Here is a 17,056-nt window from a genome sequence, read left to right on the forward strand (position 1 = left end):
TGGTAAAATGAAAGGATGTTGCCCCTTCCCCTAGACCTCAATAGCGCCCATAGCTGGCTGGCTCAGCGGCTTGATGCCGTCAAGCTCGCGCCGACCGGTGATGTTGTGCCGTCGGAAGAAGCAACGCCGGCAGCTGTGCTGGTCCCTATCGTACTGCATGCCAACGGACCAACCGTGCTGTTCACCAAACGGACGGAGAAACTGACCAAGCATGCCGGCCAGATCAGTTTTCCTGGCGGTCGGATGGAGCTTGATGAGACCCCCGAGCAAGCAGCCTTGCGTGAAACAGAAGAAGAGGTAGGGATTGCTGCCAATCTGGTCACCCCTGTGGGCAGACTGGCGCAGTATGTAACGATATCGCGCTACCGGGTGACGCCGGTGGTTGGCCTCTTGAAGCCTGGATTCGAGTTGGTGCTGCAAGAGGATGAAGTGGCTGAAGCATTTGAAGTTCCCCTTGCCTTTCTCCTGGACAGGCGCAATTTCACCGACAAGGTATTCAACTTACCGGAACGGCGAGCCGTAACCTACGCTTTGAACTGGCAAGGCAAGATTATCTGGGGGGCCACGGCTGGCATGCTGATGACCCTGTATCACACACTGCTGCCCGAATCCAACCTCCAAAAGGCTGACTGACCCGTTACTTATGTATATGAAACTCTCGGTCTGCGAGAGAGGTTTCACCGCGCCCTAGGGCGCATTTTTACGACTGTTTGATTGAAGAGAAACGACATGAGCGCAGCCAATACTGTTCTTACCACCCAGCGCTTGACGCTCGAACCCATTACCGCTGCCCACGCCGCCCAACTGTTGGCAGGCTTAAGCGATGAAATGCTGTACCAGTTCATTCCACAGAATCCCCCAGCTTCGCTCGAAGCGCTGCAAACCCGTTACAAACGCCTTGAAAGTCGTAGCTCGCCCGATGGCGACGAGTGGTGGTTGAACTGGGCTTTACGCCTAACTGACGGTGAGTATGTTGGTGTGATCGACGCAACCGTCGACGAAGACAATATCGCCACCATGGGCTGGTTTATCTTCACCCAGCACCAGCGCAAAGGCTACGCCAAGGAAGCCATCACCAAGCTGCGCGAGCACTTGGAAGGCCCTTTCATGGCAGAGGCGTTCAAGATTTTCATCGATACCCGCAATGCGGCATCGGTAGCGCTGATGGAGTCACTCGGCTTCAAACGCGAAGCGCTTATCCCTAATGCCGATAACTTCAAAGGCAGCAAAAGCGATGAATATCGCTATACCTATGTACCGCCCAGCGTTGCCAAAGCTGCTGCCAAATCCAAAGGCGGCAAGCGATGAGCGATGACGTCGTCGTCGCTTACACCGACGGCGCCTGCAAGGGTAATCCTGGTCCCGGTGGTTGGGGTGCCCTGCTGGTCTACAAAGGACAGGAAAAAGAACTGTTTGGCGGCGAGCCTGATACGACCAATAACCGCATGGAACTCATGGCGGTGATCATGGCGTTGGAAACACTCAAACGCCCATGCAAGGTCAAAGTCTGGCTTGATTCGCAGTATGTGAAGAATGGCATCGAAAGCTGGATTCACGGCTGGAAGCGCAATGGCTGGCGCACTGCAGACAAAAAACCCGTAAAGAACGCGGAGTTGTGGCAACGACTTGATGCTGCACGTAGCCAGCATCAGGTCGATTGGGCATGGGTCAAGGGTCATGCCGGCCACGAAGGTAACGAGCGTGCTGATGCCCTAGCAAACCGTGGTGTCGAGTCGATCCGTTGATGGAGCAGTTCGAACTGGTACCGTACTCGCCAGCGCACCGGCCGATATTGCGTAATATGGCAGAGCTGTACTCGCATGACTTTTCTGAATTAACCGGCATGGCGCTGAAAGAAGAAGGTACCTTTCTGACTGAAGCGCAGTTCGAGCAGTACTTCATTGATGTCTTTAGCGCATTCCTGATCAAGGCTGACGGTAAATGGGCCGGTTTTGCGCTGGTAAGCGATAAGAGCCAACTCAGCGAGGAAACTGGCATCCATGATGTACTGCAGTTTTTTGTCCTACGCGCACAGCGACGCCATGGACTGGGGAAGTCGGTAGCAAAAGCGGTGTTTGACTGTTTCCCCGGCGCATGGGAAGTACGGCAAATGGATCAAAACCCGGCAGCCCGGGCTTTCTGGTTGCAGGCAATCTCTGAATATACCCAAGGCAATTACAGCGAAACCCGCTGGAAGGATGAACAAGGTGGCGGTTGGGTACAGCGCTTTCACACACCGTGAGAGTGCAGATGATGCAAAGGCAATGAACCACCTTTGTTCTACACGCGGGGTAACCGGATGTTGCAACAGCTGTTCACAAAAAATCGACAGGCCAGCCAGGCCTTCATTCTGATTACCGTGTTTCTCGATACGCTCGGGCTGGGTCTCATCATCCCGGTGTTACCAGCGCTGGTAGGCCAGTTCACCCAAAACCCTGATGAACAGGCGCGCTGGTTTGGCTTGCTGTCCGCCATGTACGGCATCATGCAGTTCTTCTGCATGCCTATGCTGGGCGCACTGAGCGACCGGTTCGGCCGCCGCCCGGTGCTGTTGTTGTCTATCTTCGGGTTGGCCTGCAGCCTGCTGGTTCATGCGACTGCCACCTCTTTACTCGCACTATTGCTTATCCGTATTGTCAGCGGCGGAACAGCCGCCAGTTTGTCGGTTGCCAATGCCTATATGGCCGATATCACCGCCCCCGAACAGCGGGGTAAAGCATTTGGCCTGCTCGGTGCTGCGCTGGGCGTGGGGTTTATCTTCGGCCCAGTACTGGGTGGTTTACTGGCCGCCCACGATTTACGCTTACCATTCTTTGTTGCAGCTGGCATGGCCATACTCAACTTTTGCTATGGCTGGTTTGTACTGCCTGAATCCCTGCCCAAAGCGCAACGTTCGCCTGTTACATTCAAGCGCATCAACCCGTTCGCAGCTTTACTGCACCTGGGCAAATTGCAAGGTGTGGGAGGGTTGATCTTCGTCTATGCCTTGGCCATGTTCGCCCAGTTCACCCTGCAAACTACCTGGGTGCTCTATACCCAGTTCCGCTTTGGCTGGACCCCGACAGACAACGGTATTGCCCTTTTCGTGTTCGGGCTCATCGGTGCAGTTGTACAAGGGGGATTACAAAGCAGACTGTTGAAACGCTTTGGCGAAGAAAAACTGGTGATATTGGGGTTCAGCTCGGCAACCCTCGCTTATCTAGCATATGGTTCGATTACCGAGGGGTGGATGATGTACGTGATCATCCTCGCCAACCTGTTGTCTTTTGCCGCGGGCCCTGCTTTGCAGGCTATCGTCTCCAAAGCGGTTGGGCCGACTGAACAAGGGGTGACGCAAGGCTCGCTTAATGCCATCAGCAGCTTGGCTATTGTCTTCGCACCATTGTTGGGTACTGCGATACTGGCAAAGGTGGGGCATCTTCCGCACACGGATTGGCGCATGGGGACGACCTTTTATGTTTGTGCCGTATTGCAAGGCTTGGCATTGCTTCTGGCTTGGCGCCACTTCCGGCAGCCGACATCCAAGTCTATCCATACAGCAACACCCTGATCACAGCTGTGCAGTAAGACCATGAACAAGTTCTAAGAATCGGTTCAAAGTCTGCCGGCCGCTTTCACAGATAGAGATATATTCTTTATGCAAACGCTCTGCATCCAGATCCAGCCCGACCGCGTAACGGACTTTGATGAAGCCATCGTATTGGCGACATGCCAAGGGCTACGCGTCTTCAAACCACTGATCGCCGCTTTCCAGATGGAACAAGGTGAAGACGATGGCCCGTGGATCAACCTTTCCTTCGAAACCGATCAACCTGCCCGTGTATGGCCATTGTTGCAAGCCGCCTTTTATGATGCCGGCCCTTTGGGCGACGTCATGCGGGCAAGCTCGATGGCCGTGTGCAGCGGCAAAAATGGCTGGGACGATTACTTGCTGCTTTATCACTATGACAATACCCTTGAGCTCGACAGCTTTGATGAAACAGACGGTACACCCGGCTAACCGCGATACTCGTCATTAACTAAACAGCTTGGTTTAAGAATCTATTCACTATCTGTCACGAGCAGTTGTCAGCAGGGCGCAGAGCGACGCAAGAACCGGAATGTGCCTGGGTGCATGAGGACTTGGAGTAGCAATGAAGCCTGATAACGACCGCGCAGTAGAGATAGCGAACAGGTTCTCTGAAATTTGGAAACTTCATGCGTCAAATCATCCTCGATACCGAAACCACCGGCCTGCGGGTAGAAGACGGCAACCGCATACTGGAAGTTGCGGCGGTTGAAATGGTCAGCCGCAAATTGTCCGCGCCCGACCGCCATATGCACCGCTTCATCAACCCTGAAAGGGACAGCGAAGAAGGCGCGTTGAAGGTACACGGCTTGACCACCGAGTTCCTGGCCGATAAACCGAAATTCGCCGACATCGTGGACGAGTTCCTCAACTTCGTATGCGGCGCGGAACTCATCATCCACAACGCGCCCTTTGACGTCGGCTTCCTGAATATGGAATTGGAACGCCTGGGGCGAGGCAAGATCACCGACTATGTCAGCGGTATCATCGATACGCTCAAAGACGCCAAGGAAATGTTCCCAGGAAAGCGGAACAGCCTCGATGCCTTATGCGACCGCTTTGATGTGGACCGCAGTGCCCGTACATTGCACGGTGCGTTGATCGACTGCGAATTGCTGGCGGAAGTGTACCTAAGCATGACGCGGGGCCAGGATAGCTTGCTGATCGACCTTGCACAGGTAGATACGCATGATCCGCATCACTCATCCGCACTTGGCCAACATGGTTCGCGAGGCCCACTCAAAGTTCAAGCGCCTAGCGCTGAAGAACTGGCCGAACACGAGGCTTACCTCGATACACTCGATAAGACAGTCAAAGGCAGTTGTATGTGGCGTACGCTGGAATCAAAGCCGGAAGTAAGCGCATGACGCGTTTCGTTGCCCTGCTGCCTGCAGCTGGCTCGGGCAGCCGGATGACAGCCGACCGACCAAAGCAATACCTGCCCTTACTGGGTAAACCTTTGTTGTTTCATACCTTGCTGGCGCTGGCTGACACACCCGAGATCGACCAGGTAGTCTTAGTGCTGTCGCCCGAAGACACAGGGTTTGACGCAGCATTGACGGGTATCGATCTGGACAGTGAACTCAGCGGCAAACTGACCGTATTGCGTTGTGGCGGAGACAGCCGTGCAGAAACTGTACGCAATGGTTTGACTGCAATTGCGTCTAATCTGGCTACTGACGACTGGGTGCTTGTACATGATGCCGCTCGCCCCTGTCTGCGATCGACAATCGTCAGCAAATTGATTGTCTCGTTGCGTGATGACCCTGTTGGCGGCCTATTAGCAGTACCCATCGCCGATACACTCAAACGTGCGGACTCAGCTGAACGCATTGCCGCCACCGTACCGCGTGATGCGCTGTGGCGCGCGCAAACCCCGCAGATGTTTCGCCATGGCATGCTGCTGGCAGCTCTGCAAACAGGCGCAGACGGCAGCATTACCGACGAAGCCAGCGCTATAGAGGCCCAAGGTTTGGCCCCCCGCCTTGTTATGGGTGACGAGCGAAATATCAAGGTCACCTACCCGACAGACCTTGCATTAGCAGCACTCTACCTACAAGCAGCACAGCCTGATTAACTGGCTGTGTCGCTCATTCAAATCAAAAAGGTACAACGATGAATTTCCGTATTGGTCAAGGCTGGGACGTACATCGTCTGGTGGAAGGCCGCTCGCTGATTCTGGGTGGTGTCCACATCCCGCACGATAAAGGTTTACTCGGCCACTCCGATGCCGACGCATTGTTGCACGCCATTACCGATGCTCTACTTGGCGCGGCTGGGCTCGGCGACATTGGTCGGCATTTCCCGGATACGGCGGCCGAATTCAAGGGGGCAGATAGCCGGGTCCTGTTGCGTGAAGCCTATCGCCGCGTACAGGCCGCAGGATGGGCGCTCGGTAATCTCGATGCTTCCATTCTGGTCCAGGCGCCAAAGATGGCCCCGCATATTCCAGGCATGGTCGCCAACCTGGCGCTTGACCTTGGCATCGACCCTACCCAGATCAACATCAAAGCCAAAACCTACGAGAAACTTGGCCCCGTTGGCGAAGGACAAAGTATTGAAGCGCAGGCGGTGTGCCTGCTGGTAAAAACGACTTCATGACTCGTCTGTCCGCTTATCTCTGCCTTGCCTCCAGTATGGCGCTGGTAGGCAGTTATGTTGCCTTGTCCAAGCCCTTGGCCACTGTCTTGCCTGTATTTCTGCTTGCCTGGCTTCGCTTCGGTATTGGCGGGCTTGCCATGCTGCATTGGCTGAAAAAGCCGGCCGATGAACCGCCGATGTCGTCACAAACCAAGAAGCTACTGTTTCTGGAATCCTTCATCGGGAATTTTCTCTTCACCCTTTGCATGCTGTTTGGCGTCAGCCTCACTACTGCGGTATCGGCCGGTGTGATCATGGCGGCGATTCCTGCTGTCATTGCAATTCTGAGCTGGTTGCTGCTGGGTGAGAAAGTGTCACGCCGGGTCTGGGCCGCAGTAGGTTGCGCCATGCTGGGCATCGGCCTGCTTGCCATAGCAGACACCAACCCTACAGAATCCAGTACTACCGCAAGCCAAGCTTGGCTGGGCAACCTGCTGGTCTTTGGTGCAGTTGTCTGCGAATCTGTCTACGCCGTCATCGGTAAAAAGTTGACCGGGGTACTCGGTCCCAAGCGCATTACCGCCCTCATCAACTTATGGGGGTTCGTGCTTATGACGCCGATGGGGCTTTTTGTTGCCTATACGTTTGACTTTGCCCGTGTACAGCTGGACAGCTGGTTGCTGCTTCTCTTTTACGCGCTGGCGGCAAGCATTTGGACAGTATGGCTTTGGATGACCGGCCTCAAACGTGTGCCAGCCAGCCAAAGCGGTATCTTTACGGTAATGCTGCCTATTTCTGCAGCCATGGTTGGCGTGCTGGTTCTGGGCGAGCAACTAAGCAGCATGCAGATATTGGCCTTTGTTATCGCATTGGTTGGCATTCTGCTGGCAACATTGCCCGGGAGAAGGGTGGACGCTGTTATCGCATGAGAACCTATTCAAAGTCTGCTGCGCGTCAGCGATACGGCGTTGAAAACACCCTCGGAATGCTCATTTACAGTGCGTAAACTCCACTTCCTCGGGTATTTTCGCCTTGTCTCGCTTTAGCTCGTAAGACTTTGAACAGATTTGTAGGAAAGCCGGTTCCCGCCTCAAATACCTTTTAAAAGGAAACCCGATGTCCCCACTGATTCAGGCCAGTGAACTCGCAAAACAGCTGGGTCGAGCTGACTTGGTTCTTATCGATTGCCGCCATGAACTGGCCCAACCGGAAGCCGGCAAGCAAGCCTACGAGCAAGGCCACCTGCCCGGGGCAGTATTTGCGCATTTGGACCAGGACCTGTCAGGGCCCAAGACTGGGCGCAATGGTCGCCATCCCCTGCCCGACCCATTGCAACTTGCTGTAAAACTCGCAGCCCTCGGTATACGTACTGGTTGCCACGTCGTCGCTTACGATGCACAAGGAGGCATGTTTGCGGCACGCCTGTGGTGGTTGTTGCGTTGGCTGGGTTTTGAATCTGTACAAGTGCTGGATGGCGGCGTGAATGCATGGCTGGCGGCAGGGGGGCAACTGGATGCAAATCCGCCCAACATCACTGTCGGCACATTCGAGGCAAAGCCGCAGAACGCCAAGATAGTGAATGCCGATACGGTATTGGATAACCTGGACCGGCAGGAATTCGTCGTGATCGATGCCCGGGCGCCAGGCCGATTCGCTGGCGAAGGCGAAACACTGGACCCTATTGCAGGGCATATTCCTGGGGCGATGAACCGTTTCTTCCAACTGAATCTGCAAGCCGATGGCCGCTTCAAGCCAGCCGAGACACTGCGTAGCGAGTGGCAAGTATTTCTTGATGGCCGTGACGTGCACGACACTGTGCAGCAATGCGGTTCTGGCGTGACAGCCTGCCACAACCTGCTGGCACTGGCAGTCGCCGGTATGCCAGGCAGCCGGCTATACCCCGGTTCGTGGAGCGAGTGGTGCTCAGAGCCCGGCAGGCCAGTGGCGCGTGGCGCAGCCTAGCCACAAAAGATCAGCCCAGTAGTCTTAACGAGCTATATCACGTTCAGACTACCGGGCTGAATTAGCCATACCAGGAGAAGGACTTATAGGTACTTCTTCTTGATCTCCGCCAACTTCCCATCCTTATTCATCGTTGCCAATGCATCGTTCAGCTGTTTGATCGTGCCGTCAGCTACGCCCTTGCCGCAAGCGAGATACATCTCTGCTTCCTTGAAGGTCAGGATCACCTTGATGCCGGTGATTTTCTTTTCCTTGACCAGGGTGCCGCCCACTGCCTCACTGGTTGCCCAGTAATCAATGCGGCCCGCAACAAGTTTTTCCGGGTTTTGGGCATCATTGGTCGTCTCTTCAACCTTATAGCCCCCTTCCTTTAGGAAGTTGGCGATGGCATCGCCACGGTAGCCGCCAATCTTGGCGCTCTTTGCGTCCTCGATCTTGGCAACAGGCTTGGCGTCATTCTTGGCGTACAACACCCACTTATTTGCCACCAATGGGCCTACCCATTTGAACAAGGCTTCGCGTGGCGGTGTACGTGTCGTGGAGTACACACAGGTATTGGGCTCTTTCTGGGCCATGTCGTAAGCACGCTCCCAGGGAAGCATTGAGATCTTGATAGTAACGCCCGCACGTTTGGCCATCTCCTCCACCGCCTCGGTCGCGACCCCCGAAACCTTACCAGAGACGGTCATGTTGAATGGCGGCGACTCTTCCGTAGTAAACGTCAAAGGGTCTGCTGCAAAGGCTGGTACAACAGCAAGGGCACAAGCTAGGGCAAGCACTTTCATCCAGAAACTCCTCATATCTATTTATTTAGAGCAGGTAGAAAAACCCGGACACTGGCAGTACACACTTGGTCGCCTAGCACCGGTTGTGAATCAACTCACGTCAACACCTGTCCCAAACCTTGTCACGTCAACGTGATCTGGATTTACAAGCAGCCCAGCGTCCTCGTACACCAATCCGTATGCCGGTTTTTTGCTTTACGCTGCTGCGGGTCATGAACAGGTCCCTAGTAAAATAGTTCATCAACACCGCTTGTATAGGCGTTACTACGCAATAGACAACGAACTGGGCTATGTCGACCCCATCAGCTCACTAAACTGTGCACAAAATGTAACAACCGCTCCACCAGCGCACACCCAATTAAGCGGCGTTTACATAACGTAAATAGGCTTTCGGAAAGCGTTCCCAACGCAGTATCACAGACGCGCTACGGGCTTTGTGTGGGCTCTCAGCGCAACAGGATAAGCGCTGTTCCCAGCACCGTGAGCGCGGCGCCAAACCAGGCCCCGGGCGCAGGCGAGCGACCCAAACGCCACCATAACAACGGCAATACCAGCACTGGCGAGACCGAGGACAAAACCGCCACCATACCGACATTGCCATACTTGAGTGCCAACAGCACCAGCGTCATCCCGACACCCATGGCAAGCAAGCCATTGGTGGCTGTCTGACGAAATACCTGGAAGGTGAGCGGGTGATGTGCCATCGCTACGCGTACCCCGCCGAAAAGCAGTAGGAAATGCATCGCACCAGCGGCCGTAATGCGTACTGCTGAAGCCGCAACCGGGTCAACATCGGGCGTCATCACCGGTTTGGCAAGCAGCGTTCCCAGGGCTTGGCACAGCGCGGCAATCAGACCCAGTGCGATGCCCACACGTACATCGCCCTGGTCCATTTCCCACTCATGATTTTCCTCGGCGCGACGCCCCAGCAAAACCGCCGCCATGACGCCCGCTACCGTTAGCAACGCACCAAACATGGCCTGACTGTTCATGGTTTCACCCAGCCATACAAAACTCAGCAAGGGCGTGAACAATGCATGGCTGGCAAACAGTACGCCGGTCCGGCGTGGGCCAAGCCGGTTCATCGCAGCAAACAATGCGGTATCGCCAATGAAGATGCCTATCAGCCCGCTCAGCGCCATCGCGCTCATCAAACCAGGGCTTAACGTCCGCCAGCCACCATCCACCAGGCAGAACAGCCATAAGGCTGTTGCGACAATCAACAGCCTCCAGCGATTGAATGCGAAAGGTCCCAGATGGCGGGCCGGGGCGACAGCGAGAATCGACCCGATCGCCCAACAAGCCGCCGCAACGAGCGCGAGCAGGTCGTAAGGTAAGAACATAGCAACTTATTGATAGAAAATGGAAAAGCGCGCAAGTTTAGCAGCCAACGCCTCTGGCAGCTTGATACAACACCAATGTCGCCATTTCTGTGGCGACCCGGTTGTCGGACATGCGCAGTGCCGCCTATCGGGAAGGTAGTCAGCATCGGAATGCGCGGCGTAAGGTGGTAGCTCTAGTGCAGTACGCCATGGGGGGAATATCGCCATGATCGACAGCATCAATAACAAGCTGCCCAGCTTGGGCATTACGCAGAGTTTGGGCAAGTCTCAGGAAGCCCAAAACCGGCAAATCGAACAACTTGCCAGTGGTAAACGCGTCAACCGCGCTTCGGATGACCCTGCTGCGAGCGTTATCATTTCGCAGTTTGCCTCGCAGATTGCAGGCAGCAACCAAGCCGCACGCAACCTCAACGATGGCATTTCACTCGCGCAGACAGCAGATGGCGCACTAAGCACCGTCGAAGATAACACCCAACGTATTCGCGAACTGACCGTACAAGCCGGCAATTCAACGCTCAGCGTTTCTGATCGTGCCGCAATCCAAAGTGAAGTCGACTCACTAAGCCAAGCCAACAACGACACTTTGAACAGCGCCAACTTCAACGGCCAGTCTCTGTTTCAAGGTAACAGCCTGACATTCCAAAGCGGCCCGAATGCGGGCGGCGACAATCAGATCAGCGTCTCGGTAGGTATACGCGCTGCACCCACAAGCAGTGGCGGCCTCAATACCGCCAATGGCAACATCGATTTATCCACTGCCGCCAGCGCAACTGCCGCCCTGGACAGCATCGACCAGGACATCAACCGAATCACTGACAGCCGCGCCAGTCTGGGGGCATTGAATAAACGGTTTGAAGCGGGTATCGCCAGTCTGCAAAGCAATGCAGAAAACCTTTCCGCCGCACGCAGCCGAAGCGAAGACACCGACTATGCCGCAGCGACCTCTCGCCTAGCGCAGGAGCAAATCAGAAATAGTGCAGCCAATGCCGTCCAAGTGCAGGCCAATGCCAGTGCAAGCAAAGTAGTGTCGCTGCTGCGCTCATAAGTCCATCAGCTCAACAAAAACAAAAAGGCACCATAAGGTGCCTTTTTGTTTTACGACCAACCGGGATCAGCGACGACGGAACTGTCCAGGGCGTGGACCACTGCCTGCACCAGGTGCCCGTTCGTCTTTATGACGGAAGCTCACCCGTGCCTTGGTCAGATCGTAAGGTGACAGCTCCACTGTGACCTTATCGCCTTCCAGGATGCGGATACGGTGCATACGCATCTTGCCGGACACGTAGGCCATCACTTCTACCCCATTATCCAGCTTCACACGGAAGCGGGTATCGGGCAGGACTTCCACTACGACACCGTCCAGTTCAATCAGTTCTTCTTTTGCCATGCTGCCAGTTTCTCCTTTGTCGCACCCGGCGGGGCGGCGACTCGGTAATGAGTTAAGGTTGATTTCGGGCAGGGGCAGGTGCCCATCTGCGCCTGGCTTGGCAAACTGCCAAAGCCGTTGTGCTGGTCGCCGCATGCTTGGCGTCGACACCGGAAAACAGGTGCGAAACGGCGGCTAAACAGGCGGAACGGCAAGCGCCGCAAGGAAGCCAACCGAACACGATTGGGCAAAACCATCCGGTTTGCACCCTCGCACTATACAGGTTTAAGTGTTTTAGCTTAAGCACGGACGCTAAATGACTGATTGCTCGGCAGGTTTCAGCATTCAGTCAGACTGGTCATTCCTTAGCGTGACGTACACGTTCCTCCTTTAAAATACATCAAACTTGACTATACAACTTCGCTGCGCGCATAGTTGTCGACAGTCTCAACATCTCCCACCTTCGAGGAAGCCCCATGCCCGCCGATCGCCAGGACCTACGCCTAGATACCAGCCGCAGCATCAAAGCCCCGCGTGGCGATAAGCTGCACTGCAAGAGCTGGCTCACAGAAGCGGCCTATCGCATGATCCAGAACAATCTGGATGCAGAGGTTGCCGAGCATCCTCACGCATTGGTGGTTTACGGAGGTATAGGCCGTGCAGCACGCGATTGGGCAAGTTTTGATCGCATTCTCGCCAGCCTGCGCGAACTGAACGACGATGAAACCTTGCTGATTCAGAGTGGCAAGCCGGTTGGTGTGTTCCGCACCCATTCAGATGCACCGCGTGTTTTGTTGGCCAATTCCAACTTGGTGCCGCATTGGGCAACGTGGGAGAAGTTTCACGAACTCGACCGTAAAGGTCTGATGATGTACGGCCAGATGACGGCAGGCTCCTGGATCTACATCGGCACCCAAGGCATTGTTCAGGGTACCTACGAGACCTTTTACTCAGTCGCCAATCAACACTTCAATGGCAAACCTGCCGGGCGATGGATACTGACCGGCGGCCTTGGCGGCATGGGTGGCGCACAACCCTTGGCCGCCACCATGGCGGGTTTCAGCATGATTGCGGTGGAGTGCGACGAGACCCGCATCGACTTCCGCCTCAAGACCCGTTATCTGGACAAGAAAGCACAGACGCTCGATGAGGCGCTCGCCCTGCTTGATGCTGCCAAAGCAGCAGGCAAGCCGGTGTCGGTTGGTCTTCTGGGCAATGCGGCCGATGTATTCAGCGAACTCGTGGTCCGAGGCATCACCCCCGATGTGGTGACCGACCAGACCAGTGCCCACGACCCCATCAACGGTTATCTGCCGCAGGGCTGGACGCTTGTACAGTGGCGCGACAAACAAAAAACCATGCCGGACAGCATCACCCTGCCCGCCAAGCAGTCGATGGCAATCCAAGTACAGGCGATGCTGACACTGCAATCACGCGGGGCCGCCACGCTGGACTACGGTAATAACATCCGCCAGATGGCCAAGGACATGGGTGTCGCCAATGCTTTTGACTTCCCTGGTTTTGTTCCGGCGTATATCCGTCCGCTATTCTGTGAAGGCAAGGGCCCATTCCGCTGGGTTGCTTTGTCTGGCGACCCCGAGGACATCTACAAGACCGATGCCAAGGTCAAAGAGCTGATCCCGAACGATGCGCATCTGCACAACTGGCTTGATATGGCGCGGGAACGGATCGCCTTCCAGGGCCTGCCGGCGCGTATCTGCTGGGTGGGGGTCGAAGACCGGTATCGGCTTGGAATGGCATTCAACGAGATGGTCAAAAAGGGCGAGCTGAAAGCGCCTATCGTCATCGGCCGCGACCATCTGGATACCGGTTCGGTCGCCAGCCCAAATCGCGAAACCGAATCGATGAAGGACGGTAGCGATGCCGTCAGCGACTGGCCCTTGTTGAATGCCCTGCTCAACACCGCTGGCGGCGCGACATGGGTTTCCCTGCACCACGGCGGCGGGGTAGGCATGGGTTTTTCGCAACACAGTGGGGTTGTAATCGTGGCAGACGGCACAGATGCTGCACGAGCACGGCTGGAGCGAGTACTGTTCAATGACCCGGCCACTGGGGTGATGCGGCACGCAGATGCTGGATACGAATTAGCGAAACAAACTGCACACAAAGTGGGTCTTAAGCTCCCCTCCCTATAAAAAACATAGATAGCCATGCCACGTAACATCCGCCTGATCCGTGCCGATAGTCTTAAGCCTATGCCGTGGAAAAATGGCGGCGGAATAACGCGGGAGCTGGCAGTCTACCCATCCGGTGCCAGCATGACCGATTTCGCCTGGCGCATCAGCTTGGCCGATGTCGAACATGATGGTGCATTTTCGATCTTCCCCGGCGTCAACCGCAGCATTGTGCTGCTGGACGGCAAAGGCATGCGCCTGAACTGGGCCGATGGTGCCCGGCACGATCTGCAGCGCTACCAGCCATTCGCGTTTGCCGGCCACGAGGCGTTGGATTGCCAGCTGTTCGATGGCCCGACCGTCGACTTCAACCTGATGCTCCGCCGTGGCAAGGTCAATGGCCGGTTGGTAAGCCAACATCTGGCCAAAGGCGAAAGCCGGACAGAAATGCTGGCCGAAACCGATGATTTCCTGCTGGTTTTTTGCGCGGCAGGCCGTGTGGAACTACGTGGCGAAGCCTGTGGCACCTCCATACTCGAACGGTTCGATGCGATCGAGATCGGCCCTGGCACTGCCCAAAGCGGTCAACTCGTCGGTATCGACCCGGACAGCGTACTACTGCTGGCGCGACTGCAACTGCTGGAACCGAAACAGTGAATCAAGATGCCATCTGGCAAAACCTCCACCTCTGCCCGTCGGGTGACATAGACCAAACCCTACCCAATGCAGCGATCGTTGTACGGCAAGGAAAGGTCGCTTGGCTGGGGCCATACGATGCCATCCCCACAGAACATACGGGCTTGCCGCGCCACGACATGGGTGGCCGCTGGGTAACGCCAGGCCTGGTCGACTGCCATACCCATCTGGTCTACGCCAGCCAGCGTGCCGATGAATTTGCCCTGCGCCTTGCGGGTGCGAGCTACGAGGAAATCGCCCGTGCCGGTGGCGGTATCCTGTCCAGCGTGCGGGCAACCCGCGCCGCCAGCGAAGACGAGTTATTCCGCCAGTCAGCCGGTCGGTTGGAAGACCTGTTGGCGGAAGGCGTCAGCGCGGTCGAGATCAAGTCCGGTTATGGGTTGGATACCACGAGCGAGGCAAAAATGCTGCGCGTGGCACGACGGCTGGGAGAGCATTACGGTATTACCGTTCGAACCACGTTTCTGGGCGCACATGCCCTGCCCCCCGAATATGCCAATCAGGCGGACGACTATATCAGCCACATCTGCCAGAGCATGCTGCCCACACTGGCTGCTGAAGGGCTAGTCGATGCAGTCGACGTGTTCTGCGAAAAGATAGGCTTCAACCTCGCCCAGACAGAACGCGTCTTCGAAACGGCTCAAAACCTTGGGTTGCCAATCAAGTTGCATGCCGAGCAATTGTCCAACCTGGGTGGTACAGCATTGGCTGCACGGTTCCAGGCACTGTCGGCAGACCACCTCGAATTCCTCGACGAAGCCGGCGTTGCCGCCATGGCGGCAAGCGGCACGGTAGCGGTGCTGCTACCTGGTGCGTATTACTTCATCCGGGAAACCCAGCTACCGCCGATAGCATTGCTACGCCGCTATGGAGTACCCATTGCCATCGCCACAGACAGCAATCCAGGCACGTCGCCCACCACCTCGCTGCTGCTGATGCTGAACATGGCCTGCACCCTGTTCCGCCTTACTGTGCGGGAAGCCCTGCTTGGCGTAACCCAGCACGCTGCCAAGGCCCTGGGTCTGCAAGACAGCCATGGCCAGCTCGCAGTAGGGCGGTCTGCCGACTTCGTTGTCTGGTCAGTGGAAAGCCTCAGCGAACTGGCCTATTGGCTAGGCCGTAACCCTGCCTACCAGGTTGTTCGCCAAGGCTGCATCTACACGAGCAGGAAAGACACTGTATGAAGCAACTTTTCGCCGAACGCGCCCTTCTGCCCGAAGGTTGGCACCATCATGTGCTGTTGGGCTGGGATGATGCCGGCATCCTCGTGCAGGTCCATCCTGATGCCACACAACCTGCCGGCGTTGCCAAAGCCGATGGCCCCCTGTTGCCTGGGGTGCCGAATCTACATTCCCATGCGTTCCAACGCGCCATGGCGGGGCTTACCGAATACCTGGCACAACCGACAGACAGCTTTTGGAGCTGGCGCGAGCTGATGTACCGCTTCGCCCAACGCCTTTCGCCCGAACACCTGTATGCAGTGGCGTGCCAGCTGTATATCGAGATGCTGAAGGCCGGCTACACCTCGGTCTGCGAATTTCATTACATCCACCATGCACCGGACGGCCAAGCCTATGCCAACCCGGCAGAATTATCGGAATGCCTGATCGCAGCAGCCGCAGAGGTTGGCATCGGTCTGACTTTGCTACCGGTGCTTTACCAGCAAGCGGGTTTCGGCCCCAGGCCCCCGCTGCCGGAACAAGCCCGTTTCATTGCCAGTACCGACTGGATGTTGGTATTACAAACACGGCTGCGGGGCAGCCATCCCGAACACGCCCGCCTACGCTATGGCGTAGCCCCCCACTCCCTGCGGGCAGTAACACCTGTGGAGCTCGATCGCGTCCGTACCGGTTTGCACGCCATCGACTCACACGCACCCATCCATATTCATATTGCCGAGCAGATACAGGAAGTTACCGATTGCGAAGCCCTGCATGGTCAACGCCCAGTGGCATGGCTGCTGGACAATCAACCTGTCGATGCCCGCTGGTGCCTGGTTCACGCAACGCATATGACCCCGGCGGAAGTACAGAGCTTGGCTACCAGCGGCGCGGTTGCCGGAATTTGCGCCACTACCGAAGCCAACCTGGGGGATGGCATTTTCGCCGGTGTGGACTATCTGGCGCGGAACGGTGCATGGGGTATCGGGTCAGACAGCCACATCAGCGTCAGCGTGGTAGATGAATTACGTGGCCTTGAATACAGCCAGCGCCTGCGCGACCAACGCCGCAATGCCCTCGCCACAGCCACGCACCCCAACGTTGCCGAACGACTCTGGCAGGAAGCCATCGCAGGCGGGTCACGCGCCAGCGGCCGATCCATTGCCGGATTAGCCTTGGGGCAGCAAGCCGATTGGTTGGTGCTTGACCCTGAACACCCCAACTTGGCTGGTCGCAAAGATGACCAGCTATTGGCCGGACTGGTGTTCTGCCAACACGGCAATACCCCGATCAAGCAAGTGGTGGTGGCTGGCGAAACCCTGGTTAAGGATGGTCATCACGCTCGAGATGCAAAGTCGGCACGTGATTATCGTCTGGCTCTAAAGGCGCTGTTGGAATAATTGGCCCAGTAAAGCGGTTCTGGTTAGGCATGCAAGCGCAAACAGTACGTGGGTACGGCAA

19 protein-coding genes are annotated in these 17,056 nt (G+C 56.3%); 16 read left to right on the forward strand and 3 right to left on the reverse strand.

Annotation, left to right across the window (positions count from 1 at the left end; genetic code table 11):
- Positions 1 to 15: 15 nt before the first annotated feature.
- The 11 genes from ACUHMQ_RS08895 to ACUHMQ_RS08945 all read left to right on the forward strand — a co-directional run bounded on the left by ACUHMQ_RS08895 (position 16) and on the right by ACUHMQ_RS08945 (position 8,110).
- Positions 16 to 633 carry an NUDIX hydrolase gene (locus ACUHMQ_RS08895; protein ID WP_445295104.1) on the forward strand — a complete coding sequence of 206 codons (618 nt, stop codon included), beginning with the start codon at positions 16 to 18 and terminating at the stop codon, positions 631 to 633.
- A 96-nt stretch (positions 634 to 729) separates the two neighbouring features.
- Positions 730 to 1,308: a GNAT family N-acetyltransferase gene (locus tag ACUHMQ_RS08900; RefSeq protein WP_445295105.1), complete on the forward strand. Its 579-nt coding sequence runs from the start codon at positions 730 to 732 to the stop codon at positions 1,306 to 1,308.
- Entirely contained in the window at positions 1,305 to 1,745 is a 441-nt protein-coding gene (gene rnhA, locus ACUHMQ_RS08905; RefSeq protein ID WP_445295106.1) for a ribonuclease HI, read from the forward strand. Before ACUHMQ_RS08900 ends, rnhA begins: the two co-directional genes overlap by 4 nt.
- A complete protein-coding gene (locus ACUHMQ_RS08910) occupies positions 1,745 to 2,242 on the forward strand; it encodes a GNAT family N-acetyltransferase (protein ID WP_445295107.1) in 498 nt (165 codons plus the stop codon). The genes rnhA and ACUHMQ_RS08910 overlap by 1 nt, the downstream gene beginning before the upstream one ends.
- A 57-nt stretch (positions 2,243 to 2,299) precedes the next feature.
- The gene (locus ACUHMQ_RS08915; RefSeq protein ID WP_445295108.1) at positions 2,300 to 3,550 is read left to right on the forward strand and encodes a TCR/Tet family MFS transporter; all 1,251 of its coding nucleotides are present in this window, start codon (positions 2,300 to 2,302) and stop codon (positions 3,548 to 3,550) included.
- Positions 3,551 to 3,637: 87 nt separating this feature from the next.
- A complete protein-coding gene (locus ACUHMQ_RS08920; RefSeq protein ID WP_445295109.1) occupies positions 3,638 to 4,000 on the forward strand; it encodes a hypothetical protein in 363 nt (120 codons plus the stop codon).
- 197 nt (positions 4,001 to 4,197) lie between these two features.
- Positions 4,198 to 4,935, forward strand: coding sequence for a DNA polymerase III subunit epsilon (dnaQ, locus tag ACUHMQ_RS08925; protein ID WP_445295110.1), 738 nt, complete (start codon positions 4,198 to 4,200; stop codon positions 4,933 to 4,935).
- Entirely contained in the window at positions 4,932 to 5,645 is a 714-nt protein-coding gene (ispD, locus tag ACUHMQ_RS08930) for a 2-C-methyl-D-erythritol 4-phosphate cytidylyltransferase (protein WP_445295111.1), read from the forward strand. Before dnaQ ends, ispD begins: the two co-directional genes overlap by 4 nt.
- Before the next feature lie 38 nt (positions 5,646 to 5,683).
- Positions 5,684 to 6,169, forward strand: coding sequence for a 2-C-methyl-D-erythritol 2,4-cyclodiphosphate synthase (gene ispF, locus ACUHMQ_RS08935; RefSeq protein WP_445295112.1), 486 nt, complete (start codon positions 5,684 to 5,686; stop codon positions 6,167 to 6,169).
- Complete coding sequence (locus ACUHMQ_RS08940; RefSeq protein ID WP_445295113.1) at positions 6,166 to 7,077, forward strand: DMT family transporter; 912 nt, start codon at positions 6,166 to 6,168, stop codon at positions 7,075 to 7,077. The genes ispF and ACUHMQ_RS08940 overlap by 4 nt, the downstream gene beginning before the upstream one ends.
- Positions 7,078 to 7,264: 187 nt before the next feature.
- Positions 7,265 to 8,110 (forward strand): sulfurtransferase, encoded by an 846-nt coding sequence (locus tag ACUHMQ_RS08945; protein ID WP_445295114.1) that lies wholly within the window; start codon positions 7,265 to 7,267, stop codon positions 8,108 to 8,110.
- Positions 8,111 to 8,193: 83 nt separating this feature from the next.
- On the opposite strand, the gene ACUHMQ_RS08950 is transcribed toward ACUHMQ_RS08945, so the two are convergent.
- Complete coding sequence (locus ACUHMQ_RS08950) at positions 8,194 to 8,895, reverse strand: substrate-binding periplasmic protein (protein ID WP_445295115.1); 702 nt, start codon at positions 8,893 to 8,895, stop codon at positions 8,194 to 8,196.
- 446 nt (positions 8,896 to 9,341) lie between these two features.
- On the reverse strand, positions 9,342 to 10,238 hold the full coding sequence (locus ACUHMQ_RS08955; RefSeq protein ID WP_445295116.1) for a DMT family transporter: 897 nt from the start codon (positions 10,236 to 10,238) through the stop codon (positions 9,342 to 9,344).
- A 205-nt stretch (positions 10,239 to 10,443) separates the two neighbouring features.
- On the opposite strand from ACUHMQ_RS08955, the gene ACUHMQ_RS08960 reads away from it, so the two are divergent.
- Positions 10,444 to 11,283: a flagellin gene (locus tag ACUHMQ_RS08960; protein WP_445295117.1), complete on the forward strand. Its 840-nt coding sequence runs from the start codon at positions 10,444 to 10,446 to the stop codon at positions 11,281 to 11,283.
- 66 nt (positions 11,284 to 11,349) lie between these two features.
- Here the strand turns inward: ACUHMQ_RS08960 and infA are convergent, their stop codons facing one another.
- On the reverse strand, positions 11,350 to 11,625 hold the full coding sequence (infA, locus tag ACUHMQ_RS08965) for a translation initiation factor IF-1 (protein ID WP_445295118.1): 276 nt from the start codon (positions 11,623 to 11,625) through the stop codon (positions 11,350 to 11,352).
- A gap of 455 nt (positions 11,626 to 12,080) precedes the next feature.
- On the opposite strand from infA, the gene hutU reads away from it, so the two are divergent.
- The 4 genes from hutU to ACUHMQ_RS08985 are packed head-to-tail and all read left to right on the forward strand — an operon-like array spanning position 12,081 to position 16,995.
- Positions 12,081 to 13,760, forward strand: a complete 1,680-nt coding sequence (hutU, locus tag ACUHMQ_RS08970; protein ID WP_445295119.1) for a urocanate hydratase — start codon at positions 12,081 to 12,083, stop codon at positions 13,758 to 13,760.
- A gap of 15 nt (positions 13,761 to 13,775) precedes the next feature.
- Positions 13,776 to 14,396: a HutD/Ves family protein gene (locus tag ACUHMQ_RS08975; protein WP_445295120.1), complete on the forward strand. Its 621-nt coding sequence runs from the start codon at positions 13,776 to 13,778 to the stop codon at positions 14,394 to 14,396.
- Complete coding sequence (gene hutI, locus ACUHMQ_RS08980; RefSeq protein ID WP_445295121.1) at positions 14,393 to 15,619, forward strand: imidazolonepropionase; 1,227 nt, start codon at positions 14,393 to 14,395, stop codon at positions 15,617 to 15,619. Before ACUHMQ_RS08975 ends, hutI begins: the two co-directional genes overlap by 4 nt.
- A complete protein-coding gene (locus ACUHMQ_RS08985; protein ID WP_445295122.1) occupies positions 15,616 to 16,995 on the forward strand; it encodes a formimidoylglutamate deiminase in 1,380 nt (459 codons plus the stop codon). Before hutI ends, ACUHMQ_RS08985 begins: the two co-directional genes overlap by 4 nt.
- The last annotated feature ends 61 nt before the right edge of the window (positions 16,996 to 17,056 follow it).

The organism is Chitinimonas violaceus (genome assembly GCF_052601015.1).